Origin of the sequence: Streptomyces nigrescens, assembly GCF_027626975.1 — a bacterium.
Classification (GTDB): domain Bacteria; phylum Actinomycetota; class Actinomycetes; order Streptomycetales; family Streptomycetaceae; genus Streptomyces; species Streptomyces nigrescens.
Genome location: NZ_CP114203.1, coordinates 6,189,549 through 6,207,701, shown reverse-complemented (window position 1 = coordinate 6,207,701; position 18,153 = coordinate 6,189,549). Strand labels below are relative to the sequence as shown.

Here is an 18,153-nt window from a genome sequence, read left to right as displayed (position 1 = left end):
CCCGCGCACCGCTGTCCGGATCCCGCTCTTTCCCGCCCGCGCAAAACCTGCCTGTTCGAACAAGAGCGCGGACCGTTCTCATTGCCCCGTTAGTGTGGTTGGTCTGCCCGGTCCCTGGGGTCCCACCGAGGCCCGGGTCTGCTGTCCCACACGGAAGGTTCGACTGTGTTCTGGTCCGCTTCGCCGGTCGCTGCCGCGCACCTGAGCGCCGCCACACCCGGCTCATCCGGCCCGGCGTCCCTCGACGACGCCACGGAGAAGGCCACCAACGCCGCCGGATGGGTGCAGGAGAACTGGGGGACGTGGCTCACGTCCGGCCTGCAGATCTTGCTGATCCTCGTGATCGCCGTGGTGCTGCGGCATGTGATCCGCCGCACCATCACCAAGCTCATCGAGCGGATGAACCGCACCGCGGCCGCCGCCCAGGGCACCGCGCTGGGCGGACTGCTCGTCAACGCCGAGAGACGCCGGCAGCGCTCCGAGGCCATCGGCTCGGTGCTGCGCAGCGTCGCCTCCTTCGTGATCATGGGCACGGCCGCCCTGACGGTGCTCTCCGTCCTGAAGATCAACCTTGCACCGCTGCTGGCGAGCGCCGGTGTGGCCGGTGTCGCCATCGGTTTCGGCGCCCGCAACCTCGTCACCGACTTCCTCTCCGGCGTCTTCATGATCCTGGAGGACCAGTACGGCGTCGGCGACGAGATCGACGCCGGGGTCGCCACCGGTACGGTCATCGAGGTCGGCCTGCGCGTCACCAAGCTGCGCGGCCCCAACGGCGCGATCTGGTACATCCGCAACGGCGAGGTCAAGCGGATCGGCAACCTCAGCCAGGGCTGGTCCACGGCCGCCGTCGACGTGGTGATCGCCGCCAACCAGGACCTGGAGCGGGCCCGCGACACCATCACCACCGCCGGCCAGGAGATGTCCAAGGCCGAGCCCTGGAACGAGCAGCTGTGGGAGCCGGTGGAGGTCCTCGGCCTGAGCGAGGTGCACCTGGAGACGGTCACCATCAGCGTCTCCGCCAAGACCATGCCCGGCAAGGCCCTCGGCGTGGAGCGCGAACTGCGCTGGCGCATCAAGCACGCCCTGGACGCCGCCGGCGTCCACCTGGCCCCCCGCCCGCTCCCCGAGGACGAGGTGGCGGAGGCCAACGACCCCGCCGCCGGTATGGCCGCCCCCTCGGCCCTCAACAACCCGCTGTCCCCCCAGTCCCTGGCGACGAACCCGATCGCGTCGCCGTCCAAGCTGGGGAAGTAGGCGGGTGGCAACGGCCTGAGGGCTCCCGTGACAAGGGAAGCGGCCTGAGGGCTCCCGTAACAAGGGAGGGGCGTACCGACCGGGTGTCGGTGCGCCCCTCTTCTCTTCCCCTTTCGCCGGCCGGAGCGACCGGCTTCCCCTTCCTTGAGCCGCTCCCCCGCTCGGCCCATTGACGCCGCTCCGGAGCACGGCCTACCGTCCAGACACCGATGGGAAAGTTTCCTAACAGAGACGTTTTCACAGAGACTCGCGGTCGTCCCGGCCGCCGGTGAACGGGGTGACGGTCATGGCCGGTGGACAGTCGGTGCGGCGCCTCCCCGGGACACCGCGGGTGTTGCGGGCCATGAACGACCGTGCCGCGCTCGATCTGCTGGTGTCGCAGGGCCCGTTGACCCGTACCCGGATCGGGGAACTGACCGGACTGTCGAAGCCCACCGCCTCGCAGCTGCTGGCCCGGCTGGAGGCCGCGGGCCTGGTGCGGACCACCGGCAATGTGACCGGACGGCCGGGGCCCAACGCGCAGCTCTACGAGATCAATCCGACGGCCGCGCACGTCGCCGCGCTCGCCGTCGATCAGCAGGGGATCACCGCCGCGGTCGCCGACATCACCGGGCAGGTGCTCGGCGAGGAACGGGTCGGCACCGACGCGGTCGCCGAGGACGCACCGAACCGGACCGCGCAGCTGGTCGCACAGGCCGTCGACGGGGCGCTGGCCAAGGCCGGGCTGGGGCGCGGGCAGCTGCACGGGGCGGTGATCGGCACACCCGGCGCGCTGGACCCGCGGACCGGGCGGCTGCGTTACGCGCCCCATCTGCCGGACTGGCACTCGCGGGCACTGGAGGAAGAGCTGGCCGAAGCGCTGGGCATGCCGGTCACCCTGGAGAACGATGTGAATCTGGCGGCGGTCGCCGAGCATCACGACGGGGCCGCACAGGACGTCGACGACTTCGTCCTGGTGTGGGCGGACGAAGGGGTCGGCGCCGCCCTCGTGCTGGGCGGTCGGCTGCTGCGCGGCGCCACCGGAGGCGCGGGCGAGATTGGCTATATGCCGCTGCCCGGCGCCCCGCTGTCCCGGGGCGGCGAACGCAGCGCCGCCCGGGCGGACGCCGGGGGCGGCTTCCAGCGGCTCGTCGGCGCGCCGAGCATCATCGAACTGGCCCGGGAGTACGGGGCACCCGACGTCCGTACGGTCGCCGGGGCGCTGGCGCACGACGCGGTGCGCGCCGAGGTCGCGCGGCGGCTGGCGACCGGGCTCGCCGCCGTGGTGGCGGTCGTCGACCCCCAGCTGATCGTGCTGTCCGGCGAGGTCGCCCAGGCCGGCGGGGAGGAGCTACGCGCCCTGGTCGAGGAGGAATTCACCGGGCTCGCGCTCCCCCGCCCCGTCCTGCGCCTCAGCCGCACAGAAGGCAATCCGATCCTCCTCGGCGCACTGCGGACGGCACTCGCCGCTACGCGCGACGCGGTGTTCCCCACCGGCTGACGGACGCCATCGGGCACGGCGCCCCGGCCCCACCAGCCCCCACCACCGAGACGACGATCACCCACCATCCATCACCCGCCCCCGCCAACGGCCAGAGGCGCCGATCACCACCGTCCAGCGGCCACCGACCGCCGACCGCCCACCGCCGACCGCCGACCGCCGACCGCGTCAAGGAAGAACAGCGCCACTTCCCCAACTCCCCCTGCCGTGAAGGAAGTCCGCCATGCCGCTCGTGGGTAGACCTGTCCGGCTCTCCGTGGCCCCGGCCGGCGCCGGGTTGCTCGTCCCGAAGGCCTTCTTCGAAGGCGTCGCGCTCACCGGAGTGAAGGGCTGATCCTGTATGACGTCTCCCCAGGGGCTCACCCCCCGCCCTCGTATCAAGCTCGCCGTGGTCGGCGGCGGCTCCACCTACACCCCCGAACTCATCGACGGTTTCGCCCGGCTGCGTGATCTGCTGCCGCTGGAGGAACTCGTCCTCGTCGACCCGGACACGGAGCGGCTGGAGCTGGTGGGCGGACTGGCCCGGCGCATCTTCGCCCGGCAGGGGCACCCGGGCCGGATCTCCTGGACCGGCGACCTGGACGCCGGTACCGACGGCGCCGACGCCGTGCTGCTGCAACTGCGCATCGGCGGCCAGGCCGCCCGCAACCAGGACGAGACCTGGCCGCTGGAGTGCGGCTGCGTCGGCCAGGAAACCACCGGCGCCGGCGGCCTCGCCAAGGCGCTGCGCACCGTCCCCGTCGTCCTCGACATCGCCGAACGGGTACGCCGCCGCAACCCCGCGGCCTGGATCGTCGACTTCACCAACCCCGTCGGCATCGTCACCCGGGCCCTGCTCACCCACGGCCACAGGGCCGTCGGACTGTGCAATGTCGCCATCGGCTTCCAGCGCACCTTCGCCACCCTGCTGGGCGTCACCCCCGAGCAGGTCGAGCTGGAGCACATCGGCCTCAACCACCTCACCTGGGAGCGGTCCGTACGCGTCGCGGGCAAGGACGTGCTCCCGGAGCTGCTGGCGGCACACGGCGAGACCCTCGCCGGCAAGGTCCGGATGCCCCGCGCCCTCCTCGACCACCTCGGCGCCATCCCCTCCTACTATCTGCGCTACTACTACCAACACGACGCCGTCGTACGGGAGTTGCGCGGCAAACCGTCCCGCGCCGCGGAGGTCGCCGCCCTGGAGCGGCAGCTGCTCACCCTCTACGGCGATCCGGCGCTCGACGAGAAGCCGGAGCTTCTGTCCCGGCGCGGCGGGGCCTTCTACTCGGAGGCGGCGGTGGCGCTGACCTCGTCGTTGCTGGGCGACACCGGAGACGTCCAGATCGTCAACGCCCGCAACGACGGCACCCTCCCCTTCCTCCCCGACGACGCGGTGATCGAGGTCCCCGCAACGGTGGACTCGACGGGCGCCGCGCCCCTCCCCGTACGCCCCCTGGAACCGCGCTACGCCGGACTGATCGCCCATGTCACCGCCTACGAACAACTCGCCCTGGAGGCGGCGCTGCTGGGCCGCGACGGCCGTACCACCGGCCGGGCCGACGGGCGCAACGCCGTCTTCTCCGCCCTCCTCGCCCACCCCCTCATCGGCCAGCTCGACCAGGCGGACCGGCTCACCGACGAGCTGATCGCGCACAACCGGGAGCACCTCCCGTGGGCCTGACCTGCACGGCGCTGGCCGTCGACGCGGGAAACAGCAAGACCGATGTGGCGCTGGTGGCCGTGGACGGCAACGTGCTCGCGACGGCCCGGGGCGGCGGTTTCCGGCCGCCGGCGGTGGGCGCCGGGCGGGCGGTCGACGTCCTGGCGCCGCTGGTGGCATCCGTCCTGGCGCGGGCCGGAGCGCCGGCCGGCCCCGTCGGCCATCTCTCCGCCTTTCTCGCCAACGCCGACCTCCCCGTCGAGGAGGCGCGGCTGAACGCCGAGATCGCGGGACGGGGGTGGGCGCGCACGGTGACCGTGCGCAATGACACCTTCGCCCTGCTGCGGGCCGGGCTGCCGGACGACGGGGAGCCGGTGGGCGTCGCCGTGGTGTGCGGGGCCGGCATCAACTGCGCCGGGCTCGGACGCGACGGTGCCACCGCGCGCTTCCCGGCCCTCGGCCGGATCTCCGGTGACTGGGGCGGCGGTTCATGCCTCGCCGACGAGGCGCTGTGGTGCGCGGCCCGCGCCGAGGACGGCCGCGGCGCGGCGACCGAGCTGGCCCGCGCGCTGCCCGCTCATTTCGGCCTGACCACCATGCGGGAACTGATCGAGGCACTCCATCTGCACGACATCCCCGGCCACCGCCGCCATGAACTGCCCCCGGTGCTCTTCGCCGCCGCCGCCTCCGGCGACCGGATCGCCCGCGCCCTCGTGACCCGCCAGGCGGAGGAGATCGCCCTCCTGGCCGGCGTCGCCCTGGAGCGCCTCGGCCTCCTCGGCGAACCCACCCCCGTCATCCTGGGCGGCGGCGTCCTTGCCTCCCGGCACCCCCTCCTCCATGACCAGCTCACCCAACTCCTCGCGGACCGCGCCCCCAAGGCGGTCCCGCATGTGGTGACCGCCCCGCCGGTACTGGGCGCGGCCCTCGACACCTTGGACCGGGCAGGAGCGGAGGCGAGGGCTTATGGGCGGGTGCGGGGGTTTGGGGGGTGGGGGGTGGGGCGCTGAGGGAGCTGGGGGCTGAGCCTCCGCCGCTGGGTTCTGTGCCTCCCGCCTCCTCTGGGGGCCTCCCCCGCCCCCACCCTCCCCCAGCCCCCGTTCGCCCCCGTCTACGCCCCCACCTCACCCCACCCGCACGCTGTCCCCCCGCCATGTCTCCGCGCGCTCGCCCGGGGCCAGGACGAGGTCCCGGCCGGGGGCGTCGCCCGGTGCTTCGGTGTGGCGGGCCTCCGGTCCAGGCGGGCCACAACAGTCGCACTCCGTAACAACAGTGACGTAGTGGTCGGTGTCGTTGACGATGAGTGTGGCGGAGCCGTCCAGGCGGTGGTCGAGGGGGTAGCTGCCGTGGGGGTCGATATAGGTCGTACCGCCGATGGTCAGAAAGCCTCTGGCCGAAGGGGTGTTGTCCGAGGTGGGGGGACCGCCGCCCGTCGTGGCGGCCGCGAGGGGGCCGAGGAGTTTTCTGATCCGGCGCATGGCGTTGCCTCCGATTCGTCAGGGGCGGTGGACCCGTGCTCATCGGGTGAGGCGGGGCCCGACTTCGTCACTCAGCGTAGTCGGAGGTGGGTGGGTGGGGCAGCGGCGCGTGGGAGTGAAGTGGGGGGCGTGGGGAGGTGGGGCGCGCGCGGTCGGCGGGGCCGGTCAGTCGTCGAGCGGGAGGGCGAGGTCCCGTACGTGGCCGGCCAGGAGGAGGACGGCGGCGTCCACGGCGGCCTGGGGGTCCTGGGCGCGGATGGCGTCGGTGAGGCGGGAGTGCGGGTCGGCGGGGGCCGCGGTGGCGGTGTCCAGGCAGGCGGCGCGGCGGAGTTCCTCGCGCAGGGCGGCGCTGAGGGAGCGGTAGATGTCGGCGAGGACGGGGTTGTCGCTCGCCTCGGCGACCAGGACGTGGAACTCGGCGTCGGCGGCGGTGAAGGCCTCGCTGTCGTGCGCGGCGAGGGCGGCCTTGCGGCGGGCCAGTGCGGCTTCGATGCCCGCGAGTTGGGCGTCCGTACGGTGGGTGGCGGCCTGGCGGGCGGCGACCACGTCGAGGCCCTGGCGGACCTGGGTGACATGGCTGAGTTCGGCGCGTTCGAGGCGGCGGCGGAGGGCGACCGCGCTGTCGTCGTCGGAGATCACGAACGTGCCGTCGCCCTGCCGGGGCTCCAGGAGGCCGGAGTGCACCAGGGAGCGGACGGCTTCGCGGACCGAGGCGCGGCTGACCCCGAGGGTTTCGGAGAGGGCGCTCTCGGGCGGGATGCGGCTGCCCACCGGCCAGGTGCCGTTCACGATCTGGCCGCGGATCTCGTCGGTCGCGGTCTCCACGAGCGACACCCTGCCCTTGCGGACCGACTGCACGAGATCACTCCCCCTTCGGCGCGACATCCGGGGCCCGGTATCACCTGATGTCTGATGACTCTGTGCCCACTGTAATGCGGCGCACGGTGGTGCGGCGGGCCCGTCCGTGGGTCGCGATCCGAACAAGATCGGGGCATTCGCGGTGTGGGTGTCAGCGGCTGCGGACATACTGCTGCCCATGCACCGGTCCCTTTCGTGAGCGCTCCCGGGCGCTGTGCGCGGGGGCCGGTCCCGCCGTCAGCGCCCCAGGGGGAGGTTCCGTGTCGACCAGCAGCGTGTCGCCGCCTGCCGCGGAGCGCCGGACGGCCTGGGCCGAGGGGCTGGACGAGCTGCGTGCCGCGGCGACGACCGAGCCGGGCCGGCTGCGGGTGATCGGTGCCGTACTGGCCCTGCTGGTCGTGCTGTTCGGTGCGGTCACGGCCTGGCAGGTGTCGGGCCGGGCGGCGGCCGCGGACGATGTGGTGGAGCACAGCCAGCCGCTGACGGCGGACGCGGCTAGCATCTACCGTTCGCTGGCGGATGCCGATACGACCGCCGCGGCGGGCTTCCTGGCCGGTGGCGAGGAGAGCAGGGCGACGCGTGACCGGTATGCCGCCGATATCGCGACGGCGTCCTCCTTGCTGGTCAAGGCGTCGGCGAACAGCGCGGGTTCGGAGGGGGCGGGCGCACAGATCACGAAGCTCAACGGCGGGCTGCCGCGCTATACGGGGCTGGTGGAGACGGCGCGGGCCAACAACCGGCAGGGGCTGCCGCTGGGCGGTGCGTATCTGCGCTATGCGCATGAGCAGATGCGGACGGAACTCCTCCCGGCCGCACGGGCGTTGTACGACGCGGAGACGGACCGGCTGGCCGCGGACTACTCCACGGCCAAGGCGTGGCCGTGGTGGGCGCTGGCGTCCGGGGTGGTGGCGCTCGGTGCGCTGGGGTGGGCGCAGCGGCGGCACTACCGGCGGACCAACCGGGTGTTCAACCAAGGCCTGTTGGCCGCGACGGCCGCGTCCGTGATGGTGCTGATGTGGCTGGTGGCGGGGCATGCGGTGGCGCGAGGGGGGCTGACGGGGTCGTATGAGCACGGGGCGCGGTCGCTGCGGGTGCTCAACGAGGCGCGGATCGATGCGCTGCGGGCGCGGGGGAACGAGAATCTGACGCTGGTGGCGCGGGGTGCGGTGCTGACCGACGGGCGGCAGGATTTCTACGAGGCCGGTTTCCGCTCGGGGATGACGGATCTGGCGGGTGCGGGTGAGCGCGGTGCGGCGCCGGCGACGAGCAGGCTGGGGGCGGCGCTGGCGCTGGCGGACGACGAGGCCGGGCGGCGTCCGGTGCGGGATGCGCTGACGCAGGTCCGGCAGTGGCAGGCGCGGCATGCGCAGGCGCGGGCGGCGGACGACAAGGGGGATTACGACCGGGCGCTGGACGGGGTGATCGGTGCGAAGGGGTCCACCGGGGAGTCCTTCGACCGGGTGGCTTCCGGGCTGCAGCGGGCGCTGGTGCACGAGCAGGCGGAGTTCCGGTCGGCGGCGGACGGGGGGCGTGCGGCGCTGGGCGGGCTGCCGGTGGGGGCCGGGGTGCTGGCGGGGCTGGCGGCGGTGGGCGCGGTGCTGGGGATCGGGCGCAGGCTGGCGGAGTACCGGTGAGGGAGCCGGGTGAGGGGGACATGAGGATGCGCGCGCGAGGGCTGGTGAATCTGCGTGCCGTTCTGGCGCCGGTCGCGGCGGGGATGTGTGTGATGGCGGCGGCCGCGGCGGTGCTGGTGCCGTCGCTGGGCGGTGGCGCCGGGGAGGACGGGCCCGGTCGTGGTGGTGCGGCCGCGCCGGCGGTGACGCACCGGGCGTACGGGCCGGGGGCCGGGCGGCCGGCCGTCGCGAAGTGCACGGCGCGGAACGCCGCGGAGAGTCTGCGGCCGTCGCCGGACGACGGTGCGGCGGTGTCACGGATCAAGGAGAAGGGCCAGTTGGTCGTCGGGGTCGACCAGAACACCTACCGGTGGGGGTACCGCAATCCGGCGACCGGCGAGCTGGAGGGCTTCGACATCGAGCTGGCGCGGGCGGTCGCCGAGGACATCCTGGGGCCGCGCCCCAAGGTGGTCTTCAAGGCGGTGCCGACCAGTCAGCGGATTCCGGCGCTGCAGCGGCGCACGGTCGACCTGGTGGTGCGGACGATGACGATCAACTGTGCGCGGAAGGAACAGGTGGCGTTCTCCACGGCGTATTTCCAGGCGGGGCAGCAGGTGCTGGCCCCGAAGGCGTCGAAGGTCACGGCGTTCGACGATTCGCTGCGCGGCAAGCGGGTGTGCACGGCGGCGGGTTCGACGGGTGAGAGCGAGCTGTCGGCGCGGCGGCACGGCGCGAAGGTGCTGACGGTGCCCAATCAACTCGACTGTCTGGTGCGGCTGCAGCTGGGTGAGGCGGATGCGGTGGTCACGGACAATGCGCTGGCCGCGGCGCAGGCGGCGCAGGATCCGGCGGTGGAGCTGAAGGGCAAGCCGTTCACGGACGAGCCGTACGGCGTGGCGATGAACAAGGGCGACACGGATCTGGTGCGGCGGGTCAACAAGGTCCTGGACGACTACCGGGGCGACGGGGGCGCGGACAGCCGCTGGATGCGGGCGTACCGCACCTGGCTGGAGGACGACCTGCCGGGCATATCGGGGCCGCCGTCGCCGGAGTACAGCGACTGATCGCCCCAAGGAGCGGTGTGCGCGGCTGATCGCCCCATGGAAGGGCCGGATGAGGTCACTATGGAGGAGGAAGCGGGAGGAGCAGACCGCAGCGGCTACGGGGTCGCCGCAACCGCCGTGCATCGTACGCGTATTGGAGAGGTGATCGATGGGGGTCCCTGGACCCTTCCCCGGTTCTCCGGGGAGGCCCGATGCCCCGGTGCTGGACCGGGAGGAGGTGGATCGCGCGCTGGAGCGGCTCGGTGCCGAGTACGAGGCGATCGAGACATCCCTGCTCGCGTTGCAGGATCACGCGGGGCGCCGGCTGCTGGAGGGCGCCGAGCTGTCCGGTACCACCAAGGAACGCTGGGCCGCCGCGGAGCGGTCGATCACGGTGCTGTGGTCGCTGTTCGATGCGTACACGGCCGCGCTGGAGGAGGCGCGTGAGCTGCGGGAGCGGCGCCGCTGGCCGTCCGCGGAGGATCTGGCGGAGCTGACGGAGCTGCTGCACGGCGAGGGGGTGACGGTCCCGGGTGCGGCCGCGGCGGACGGTGGTCCGGAGGGCGGCCCGGCCGGGCTGGGCGAGCGGTTCAGTCTGGAGGGGCTCGTCGAGCGGATGAACGGGCTGTACGCGCGGTCGCTGGATGTGATCGTGGCGGCCGATGCGGTCTGGTCGGCGCTGCCGGCCCGGATAGATCTGCTGTCGGCCGAGTTGCAGCGGACGCGTTCGCTGGCGCATTCGGTGGGGGTGCGGCCCGGGGAGCATCCGGCGGGTGACGATCTGGAGCGGATCACGAAGGAGCTGCTGCGGCTGCGGGAGCGGGTGATCGCGGATCCGCTGGCGTTCTGGGTGTCGTCGTCGACGGGGAGTTCGGCGCCGGGCGGGGGCCGGCCGGACACCGGGCGCTATGACCGTGCGGCGCGTGCGCTGGAGGAGATCCGGCGGGAGGTGGCGGCGGTGCTGGATGTGCGGCAGGACGCGGAGCGGCGGCTGATGCAGCTGCGGGACGTGCTGTCGCGGGCGGACCGCACGCTGACCGAGGCGCGGCAGGCCCGGGGCGAGGTGCTGGCGAAGATCGCCGCGTCGGAGGTGCCGGCGGTCAGCGGCCCGTCGACGGCGCTGCACGAGCAGTTGGCGGCGGCGGCCGATTACCGCAGGCGGGCGCAGTGGCACCGGCTCTCGCCGCTGCTGGACAGTCTGGAGGAGCGGGCGGAGGACGAACTCCACCGGGCCCGCGAATCGTTGACGGCGGTGACCGCGCCGCTCGCGGTGCGCGCCGAGCTGCGGGGCAGGCTGGACGCGTACCGGGCGAAGGTCGCGCGCCACGGCATGGCGGAGGACCCGCTGCTGACGGAGCGGTACGACCTGGCGCGCCGGATGCTGTGGAGCGCGCCGTGCGATCTGCGGGCGGCCGAGCAGGCGGTGTGGCGTTATCAGCAGGCGGCGGCGGAGGCGTTGGAGCCGCCGCCGGAGGGGCGGGGGGAGTCGTGACGGAGCAGGCCGACGAGCGCTGCCAGCGGCGGGACTGTGCGGGCAGTTACGAGGATGTCGGCGGCGGTGAGCGGTACTGCGACCTGTGCGGTCTGGCGCCGGTGGTCTCACCGGGCGGTCTGCTGTCGTCGCCGCCCACGGGCCTGACGGGCCGGGCTTCGGCGGGCGTGACGGCCGCGCGGGAGGCAGCCGGGGCGCTGCTGACAGTGCCCTCCCCCGCCCCGGGTTCGGGCGGCAGCGCGCCGTCCGGTCCCGGTTCCGGCGGCAGCGGGCCGTCGGGCCGTTCGTCGCCGTCGCGGCGGTCGGTGTCCGGGCGGCTCTCGCGCGCGGGCTCCGGCGGGGTCCGGACGCGCGGGGTGCCGGCGGTGTCGGTGCACGGCTCGGGCAGCGGTGCGTCCTCCGGGCCGTCGCGCGGGCGGCTGGGCGCGGGGCTGGTGGCGGTGCCGGAGGTGCCGCGGCCCGATCCGCGGACGGCGGTGCTGGAGCATCCGGAGGTCCCGGAGCGCAAGCGGTTCTGCAGCCGTGCGGACTGCGGGGCGCCGGTGGGCCGGGCGCGTGGTGAACAGCCGGACCGTACGGAAGGGTTCTGCACCAAGTGCGGCCATCCGTACAGCTTCGTTCCCAAGCTGCGGCCCGGTGACATGGTGCACGGCCAGTACGAGGTCGTGGGGTGTCTGGCGCACGGCGGGCTCGGCTGGATCTATCTGGCGACCGACCATGCGGTCTCCGACCGGTGGGTGGTGCTCAAGGGGCTGCTGGACACCGGCGACGAGGAGGCGCTGGCGGTGGCGGTGTCCGAGCGGCGCTTCCTCGCCGAGATCGAGCACGCCAACATCGTGCGGATCTACAACTTCGTGGAGCATCTCGACCGGACGACGGGCAGCCTCGACGGCTACATCGTCATGGAGTACGTCGGCGGCAAGTCCCTCAAGGACCTCGCCAACGACCGGCGCACCCCGCAGGGCCGGCGCGATCCGCTGCCCGTCGAGCAGGCCTGCGCGTACGGCATCGAGGCGCTGGAGGCGCTCGGCCATCTGCACAGCCGCGGCTACCTCTACTGCGATTTCAAGGTCGACAACGCCATCCAGCAGCACGACCAGCTCAAGCTGATCGACATGGGCGCGGTGCGCCGGATGGACGACCATGTGAGCCCGATCTACGGCACGATCGGCTACCAGGCGCCCGAGATCGCCGCTGTGGGCCCGTCGGTCTCCTCCGACCTCTACACGGTCGCGCGCACCCTCGCCGTCCTCACCTTCGACTTCCAGGGCTATACGAACATCTTCGCGGACTCGCTGCCCGATCCGGACAACATCGAGGTGTTCCGCACCTACGAGTCGTTCTACCGGCTGCTGGTGCGGGCCACGGACCCGGACCGGGCGCGCCGGTTCGCCTCCGCGGAGGAGATGGCCGAGCAGCTGACGGGGGTGCTGCGGGAGGTGGTGGCGCTCCAGTCGGGGGAGCCGCGGCCCGCGCTGTCGACCCTCTTCGGGCCCGAACTCCGGGTGACCGACACGGAGTTGATGCCGCCGGTGGACGGCGACAGTTCGCTGCTGGGCGCGCGGGGGGCGGTCCCGGCCCGCGCGGCGGAGCGCGTGTCCGGCGGTCCGCTGCTGCGCCCCCTGGACGTCGCGGGCGCCGCCCTCGCGCTGCCGGTGCCGCGGGTGGACCCGGGTGACCCCAACGCCGGGCTGCTGGCCGGGCTGCCGGCCGCCGGGCCCGCGGAGTTGCTGGGTGCGCTGCGCTCCGCGCCCGCCGACTCCCTGGAGCTCCGGCTGCGGGAGCTGCGCGCCCGTCTGGAGGCGGGGGACGGCGCGGCGGCACGGGAGGTGCTGGAGGCGATCGCGGCGGAGCCCGCCGGGCCGTGGCCCGCCGCGGGTCGGGGCGGCGGCGAACCCGCCACGTGGGGCGCGGACTGGCGGGTGGTGTGGCATCGCGGTCTGGTGTCGCTGACGGCCGACGACCGCGAGAGCGCCGCGCTGGCCTTCGACGCGGTCTACGACGCCTTCCCCGGTGAACCGGCGCCGAAGCTGGCGCTGGGCATCTGCGCGGAGCTGCTGGGCCAGTGGGACAACGCGATGGAGTACTACCGCCTGGTGTGGGCGACCGACCGCAGCTATGTCGGCGCCGCGTTCGGGCTGGCCCGGGTGCGGCTGGCGACGGGCGACCGCGGTGGCGCGGTCGAGGTGCTGGAGTCCGTGCCGGAGTCGTCCATCCACTACATCGCGGCGCGGAGCGCGGCGGTCCGCGCCCGGCTGCGGGAGCGGCCGCCCCGCGATCCGCTGCTGGCGGATCTGCGGGCGGCCGCCGAACAGGTCGAGGCGCTCGCGGACTTCGGTCTGGACACCGAGCGCCGGGAACAACTCGCCACCGAGGTACTGGGCAGCGCCCTGGACTGGGTACTCTCCGGTAGCCACGGTGCCGGGCCGGACGGCGCAGCGCCCGCTTCCGAGCGGCCGGCGCTGCTCGGAAGCCCGCTGGACGAGCGCGGTCTGCGCTTCGGGCTGGAGCAGTCGTACCGTCTGCTGGCGCGGCTGGCACAGCGTGGTGAGAAAAGGATCGAACTGGTGGAACGGGCCAACCGCTTCCGCCCCAGGACGTGGGTGTGACATGGGTGTGACTGGGCCGTCCCGGTGTCCGGGCTGTGACGAACCGCTCGACGCGAAGGACAATTTCTGCGGGCGGTGCGGCGCCGATCTCCTGCCGCCCGCCGCACCGCCGGCGCACGGCGCCCCGGCCGCGCCCGGCGCTTCCGCCGTGCCGCCCCCGCCGCCGATGCCTCCCGGTCCGCCGCCGGTGCCCGCACCGGCCGGCCGGACCGCTCCGGCCGGGCCACCGCCCCCGGACCCGCAGGCCCGGCTCCCGTACGGGGACGCCGGTGCGCCGCCGATGCCGGGCCATGCCCCGCCGGTGCCCGGCCAGGCGGTGGCCGACACCCCGCCGCCCGCCGATCCGCGCGTCGCCGGATACGAGGCGGTCGCCGACGCGGCCGCCGCCGGGGCCGCGGCCGCCGCCGGGACCGGCGCGCCCTCCGGTGTGCCCGCCTCGGAGACCGTGGCGCCGGACGCGGAACCCGTGGCGCCCGCCCCGGAGCCCGTCCCGGAACCCTCCGTGCCCGCCGCGGCGGAAGACCCCTCCGGCACCGCCGTCTGCGCCGCCTGCCGCTCCGGGGCCGTGGACGCCGAGGGCTACTGCGCACACTGCGGTCACGCCCGGCCCCGCCCCCGCGACCACATGGAATGCGAGGTGGGGGGCATCGCGGCGGTCAGCGACCGGGGCCACCGGCACCACCGCAACGAGGACTTCTTCGCGCTGCGTGCCGCCGCGCTGCCGGACGGCACCCCCGCCGTGGTCGCCGTGGTCTGCGACGGTGTCTCCTCGGCGACCCGCCCGGACGAGGCGTCCTCGGCGGCGTCCGAGGCCGCCGGGGAGGCGCTGCGGGCGTCCCTGCCGCGCGGTACCCACCCCGCGCAGGCCATGCACGACGCCATCCTGGCGGCCTCCTCGGCGGTCGACGCCCTCGCCTCCGACCCGTCTCTGGTCCATGACGAGCACCGTCAGCAGAACGCCCCGGCCTGCACCTTCGTCGGTGCGGTGGTCGGCGGCGGGCTGCTGACCGTCGGCTGGGTCGGCGACAGCCGCGCCTACTGGATCCCCAACGACCGTACGGCGCCGCCCGCCCGGCTCACCGAGGACGACTCCTGGGCCGCCCAGATGGTCGCCAACAACCTGATGTCCGAGGCCGAGGCGAACGCCGATGAGCGGGCGCACGCCATCACGGGCTGGCTCGGCGCGGACGCGTACGAGGTCGAGCCGCACACCGCGACGTTCAAGCCGGACGGGCCCGGGGTCGTGGTGGTGTGCACCGACGGGCTGTGGAACTACGCCGAGAGCGCGGAGCAGATGGCCGCGGTGCTGCCGTACGACGCCCCCGCCAGGCCGCTGAACGGCGCCCGCACCCTGGTCACCCACGCCCTCGACGGCGGCGGGCACGACAACGTCACCGTGGCACTGGTGCCGTTCCCCGCACCGGCGGGGCAGACGGCACCGGCCTGACGGGCTCACCACCGAAGAGCGTGAGCGGGGGTGCGCGGCACGGCGCACCCCCGCCCGTACGCCCCCTCACGCGCCATGCGCCATGTACGACGCACCACGTGTACCGACCAACCGGTTACGTCGTCTCAAGGAGCGGAACGGATGGCCAACTTCGCCAAGTCCCGGGTGCCGCGTTTCTCCGCCGAGGTGTACCAGAACCCCTATCTCCCCGAGGGCGGGCGGGAGGTCCACGCCATCGTCACGGTCACCGCGACCGGCGGCGGCACGACCGGGGGCCGGCCGGTGCCGAGGGCGGGTACCGGCGAGCCGGACGCCGGCGTGGTGATCATGGTGGACTGCTCCGGGTCGATGGACCATCCGCCGGCGAAGCTGCGCGGCGCCCGGGAGGCGACGGCCGCCGCCCTCGACACCCTGCGCGACGGTGTCGGCTTCGCGGTGGTGGCCGGCACCCACCGGGCCGTCGAGGTCTACCCCGGCGACGGACGGCTGGCGGCGGCCGGGGCGGCCACCCGTGCGCAGGCCAAGGAGGCGCTGCGCACGCTGACCGCAGGGGGCGGCACCGCCATCGGAAGCTGGCTGCGGCTGACCGGCCGGCTGCTGTCGTCCGCCGGGGCCGGCATCCGGCACGCCATCCTGCTCACCGACGGCCGCAACGAGCACGAGTCCCCGCGCGAGCTGCGCGACGCCCTGGACGCCTGCTCCGGGTCGTTCACCTGCGACGCCCGCGGTGTCGGCACGGACTGGGAGATCAAGGAGGTCACCGCCATCGCCTCGGCGCTGCTGGGCACCGCCGACATCGTCGCCGATCCGGCCGGTCTGACCGCCGACTTCACACGCATGATGGAGACGGCGATGCGCAAGGAGGTCGCCGATGTCGGCCTGCGGCTGTGGACTCCGCTGGGCGCCGAGACCGTCTTCGTCAAGCAAGTGGCGCCCACCGTGGAGGACTTGACCGGCCGGCGCCGGGAGTCCGGTCCGCGGTCGGCGGACTATCCGACCGGGTCCTGGGGCGACGAGTCCCGCGACTACCACCTGTGCCTGCGGGTCCCGGCCGCCGGGATCGGGCAGGAAATGCTGGCCGGCCGGGTCTCGTTGATCTTCTCCGCCCCGGACGGCGATCCCGCGCAGAGCCCGCCGCGGCCCCTGTCGCAGGGCCTCGTACGGGCCTTGTGGACGGACGATGTGGCCGCTTCCACCGCGATCAACCCCCAGGTGGCGCACTACACGGGCCAGGCCGAACTGGCGCAAGCCATTCAACAAGGGCTCGATGCCCGTAAGTCGGGTGATATCGACGGTGCCACGGAGAAACTGGGCCGCGCGGTACAACTGGCCGGAGCCTCGGGGAACGAGGAGACTGCGAAACTCCTTGCGAAGGTGGTGGACGTCGTCGATACGGCGACCGGTACTGTGCGACTGAAGGCGAAGGTCGCCGAGGCGGACGAGATGACTCTCGAAACGCGCTCGACGAAAACCGTTCGCGTGAAGAAATAGCCACGATCAGTACCGAGCAGCACGACCGAAAGAAATCGGTACGGAGGGGGAAGAACCGACATGCCGACCTGCCCGAGCGGCCACCAGTCGGTGGCCGAAGACTGGTGCGAGGTGTGCGGCCAGCGGATGGCGGGCGCTGTCCCCCCGCCGCCCTCCTTGCCTGCAGGATTCCTGAACACACCGCCGCCCGGACAGCCCACCGGCCAGCCCGGCCCGCCGCAGGGCCAGCCCGGTCCGCCGCCCGGACAGCCCGGTCCGCCCCCCGGTGGTCCCGGTCCCGGCTTCGGTGGCCCCGGTGGCCCCGACTCCCAGGGCGGCCAGGGCGGCTATGGCTTCCCGCCTCCGCAGCAGCCCGGCCCCGGCGCGCCCGGCCCCGGTACCCAGGGCGGCCAGGGCGGATACGGGTTCCCGCCGCCGCAGCCCGGCCCTGACTCCCAGGGCGGCCAGGGTGGATACGGCTTCCCGCCTCCACAGCCCCAGCAGCCCCAGCCTCCGCAGGGCGGCCCCGGCCCGTCCGGACAGCCCGAGACCTGCCCGCAGTGCGGTACGCCGCGTGAGGCGATGGCACCGTTCTGTGAGGGCTGCCGCTACAACTTCCTCACCAACTCCCCGACGTCCTACGCCCCGCCGCCCGGCCAGCAGCCGGGCCCGCCGCCCGGTGCCCCCGGTCCCGGCACGCAGGGCGGCCAGGGCGGATACGGCTTCCCGCCGCCCGCACCCGGTCCGCAGGGCGGTCCTCAGCAGGGTGGCCAGGGCGGTTACGGCTTCCCGCCGCCGCAGCCCCAGCAGCCCCAGCCCCCGCAGCAGCAGGGCATGCCCCCCGGCGGCCCCGGCCCTGGCGGGTTCCCCGACCAGCCCGGACCTGGCGGATTCCCGGACCAGCCCGGACCCGGCGGATTCCCCGACCAGCCCGGACCCGGCGGATTCCCGCCCGGCCCGCCCCCCGGCATGCCCGGACCCGGCCCGCAGGGCGGCCCGCCGCCGCAGCAGGGCGGCGACGACTGGACGCTGAACCCGCCGAGCGCCCAGGCCGCTCCCCCGCCGATGGCGCCCGCGCCGCCCGGCCCCGGTCCGCAGGCCCCGTACGAGCAGCAGCAGCCGCCCGCGCCGTTCCCGCCGCAGCAGCCGGGACCGTACGAGCAGCAGCCTCCGTTCGAGCAGCAACAGCAGCCCCCGTACGAGCAGCAGCCCGGCCCGTACGAGCAGCAGATGCCGCCGCAGCAGCAGCCCGGCCCGGACCAGCAGTGGAACGGCGGACCCGGCCAGGGTCCCGCGGCACCACCGCAGGGCCCGCCGCCGGTCGTCGGCGCCGGCTGGGTGGTGGCGGTCGCGCCGGACCGTGAGTACTTCATGGCGATGATGGGCCGCAGCGGCCCGGAGGCGGCGGGGCTCAACCTGCCCTCGTACTCCCCCGAGCAGGTGCTCCCGCTGAACGGCCAGATCGCGGTCGGCCGCCGCCGCAACAGCACCGGCGAGTCCCCGGACATCGACCTGGGCAGTGCGCCGGAGGACCCGGGCGTCTCGCACCAGCACGCGCTGCTGGTGCAGCAGCAGGACGGCAGCTGGGCGGTGGTGGACCAGAACTCCACCAACGGCACGACGATCAACCTCACCGAGGACCCGATCCAGCCATATGTGCCGGTGCCGCTCCATGAGGGCGACCGGGTGCATGTCGGTGCCTGGACGACGCTGACCGTCCGCCGCGGCTGAGCAGCCGCCGGCCGTGCACGACCCCGGGGCGTGATCAAC

The 18,153-nt window shown here is 74.0% G+C and carries 13 protein-coding genes; 11 read left to right on the top strand and 2 right to left on the bottom strand.

Going from position 1 to position 18,153, the window contains the following annotated elements; translation table 11 throughout:
* Nucleotides 1–165 precede the first annotated feature (165 nt).
* The 4 genes from STRNI_RS27555 to STRNI_RS27540 all read left to right on the top strand — a co-directional run bounded on the left by STRNI_RS27555 (nucleotide 166) and on the right by STRNI_RS27540 (nucleotide 5,383).
* Nucleotides 166–1,254 carry a mechanosensitive ion channel family protein gene (locus STRNI_RS27555; protein WP_174876392.1) on the top strand — a complete coding sequence of 363 codons (1,089 nt, stop codon included), beginning with the start codon at nucleotides 166–168 and terminating at the stop codon, nucleotides 1,252–1,254.
* Nucleotides 1,255–1,597: 343 nt separating this feature from the next.
* Nucleotides 1,598–2,734 carry an ROK family transcriptional regulator gene (locus STRNI_RS27550; RefSeq protein ID WP_277413333.1) on the top strand — a complete coding sequence of 379 codons (1,137 nt, stop codon included), beginning with the start codon at nucleotides 1,598–1,600 and terminating at the stop codon, nucleotides 2,732–2,734.
* 376 nt (nucleotides 2,735–3,110) lie between these two features.
* Entirely contained in the window at nucleotides 3,111–4,394 is a 1,284-nt protein-coding gene (locus STRNI_RS27545; RefSeq protein WP_414505666.1) for a 6-phospho-beta-glucosidase, read from the top strand.
* Nucleotides 4,385–5,383: an N-acetylglucosamine kinase gene (locus STRNI_RS27540; RefSeq protein WP_277412215.1), complete on the top strand. Its 999-nt coding sequence runs from the start codon at nucleotides 4,385–4,387 to the stop codon at nucleotides 5,381–5,383. The genes STRNI_RS27545 and STRNI_RS27540 overlap by 10 nt, the downstream gene beginning before the upstream one ends.
* Before the next feature lie 114 nt (nucleotides 5,384–5,497).
* Here the strand turns inward: STRNI_RS27540 and STRNI_RS27535 are convergent, their stop codons facing one another.
* Both STRNI_RS27535 and STRNI_RS27530 read right to left on the bottom strand, forming a co-directional pair.
* The gene (locus STRNI_RS27535; protein ID WP_277412214.1) at nucleotides 5,498–5,851 is read right to left on the bottom strand and encodes a hypothetical protein; all 354 of its coding nucleotides are present in this window, start codon (nucleotides 5,849–5,851) and stop codon (nucleotides 5,498–5,500) included.
* A 165-nt stretch (nucleotides 5,852–6,016) separates the two neighbouring features.
* Nucleotides 6,017–6,709, bottom strand: a complete 693-nt coding sequence (locus STRNI_RS27530) for a FadR/GntR family transcriptional regulator (RefSeq protein ID WP_018088303.1) — start codon at nucleotides 6,707–6,709, stop codon at nucleotides 6,017–6,019.
* A 260-nt stretch (nucleotides 6,710–6,969) separates the two neighbouring features.
* On the opposite strand from STRNI_RS27530, the gene STRNI_RS27525 reads away from it, so the two are divergent.
* The 7 genes from STRNI_RS27525 (at nucleotide 6,970) to STRNI_RS27495 (ending at nucleotide 18,114) form a co-directional block, all read left to right on the top strand.
* Entirely contained in the window at nucleotides 6,970–8,343 is a 1,374-nt protein-coding gene (locus tag STRNI_RS27525) for a hypothetical protein (RefSeq protein WP_277412213.1), read from the top strand.
* A 26-nt stretch (nucleotides 8,344–8,369) separates the two neighbouring features.
* Nucleotides 8,370–9,386: a glutamate ABC transporter substrate-binding protein gene (locus STRNI_RS27520; protein WP_277413332.1), complete on the top strand. Its 1,017-nt coding sequence runs from the start codon at nucleotides 8,370–8,372 to the stop codon at nucleotides 9,384–9,386.
* Between the two features lie 148 nt (nucleotides 9,387–9,534).
* Nucleotides 9,535–10,857, top strand: coding sequence for a hypothetical protein (locus tag STRNI_RS27515; protein ID WP_277412212.1), 1,323 nt, complete (start codon nucleotides 9,535–9,537; stop codon nucleotides 10,855–10,857).
* Complete coding sequence (locus tag STRNI_RS27510; RefSeq protein ID WP_277412211.1) at nucleotides 10,854–13,466, top strand: serine/threonine-protein kinase; 2,613 nt, start codon at nucleotides 10,854–10,856, stop codon at nucleotides 13,464–13,466. The genes STRNI_RS27515 and STRNI_RS27510 overlap by 4 nt, the downstream gene beginning before the upstream one ends.
* 1 nt (nucleotide 13,467) lies before the next feature.
* Nucleotides 13,468–14,913: a PP2C family protein-serine/threonine phosphatase gene (locus STRNI_RS27505; RefSeq protein ID WP_277412210.1), complete on the top strand. Its 1,446-nt coding sequence runs from the start codon at nucleotides 13,468–13,470 to the stop codon at nucleotides 14,911–14,913.
* A 141-nt stretch (nucleotides 14,914–15,054) separates the two neighbouring features.
* Complete coding sequence (locus tag STRNI_RS27500; protein WP_266442090.1) at nucleotides 15,055–16,404, top strand: vWA domain-containing protein; 1,350 nt, start codon at nucleotides 15,055–15,057, stop codon at nucleotides 16,402–16,404.
* A 60-nt stretch (nucleotides 16,405–16,464) separates the two neighbouring features.
* Nucleotides 16,465–18,114 carry an FHA domain-containing protein gene (locus tag STRNI_RS27495; protein ID WP_277412209.1) on the top strand — a complete coding sequence of 550 codons (1,650 nt, stop codon included), beginning with the start codon at nucleotides 16,465–16,467 and terminating at the stop codon, nucleotides 18,112–18,114.
* Nucleotides 18,115–18,153 lie beyond the last annotated feature (39 nt).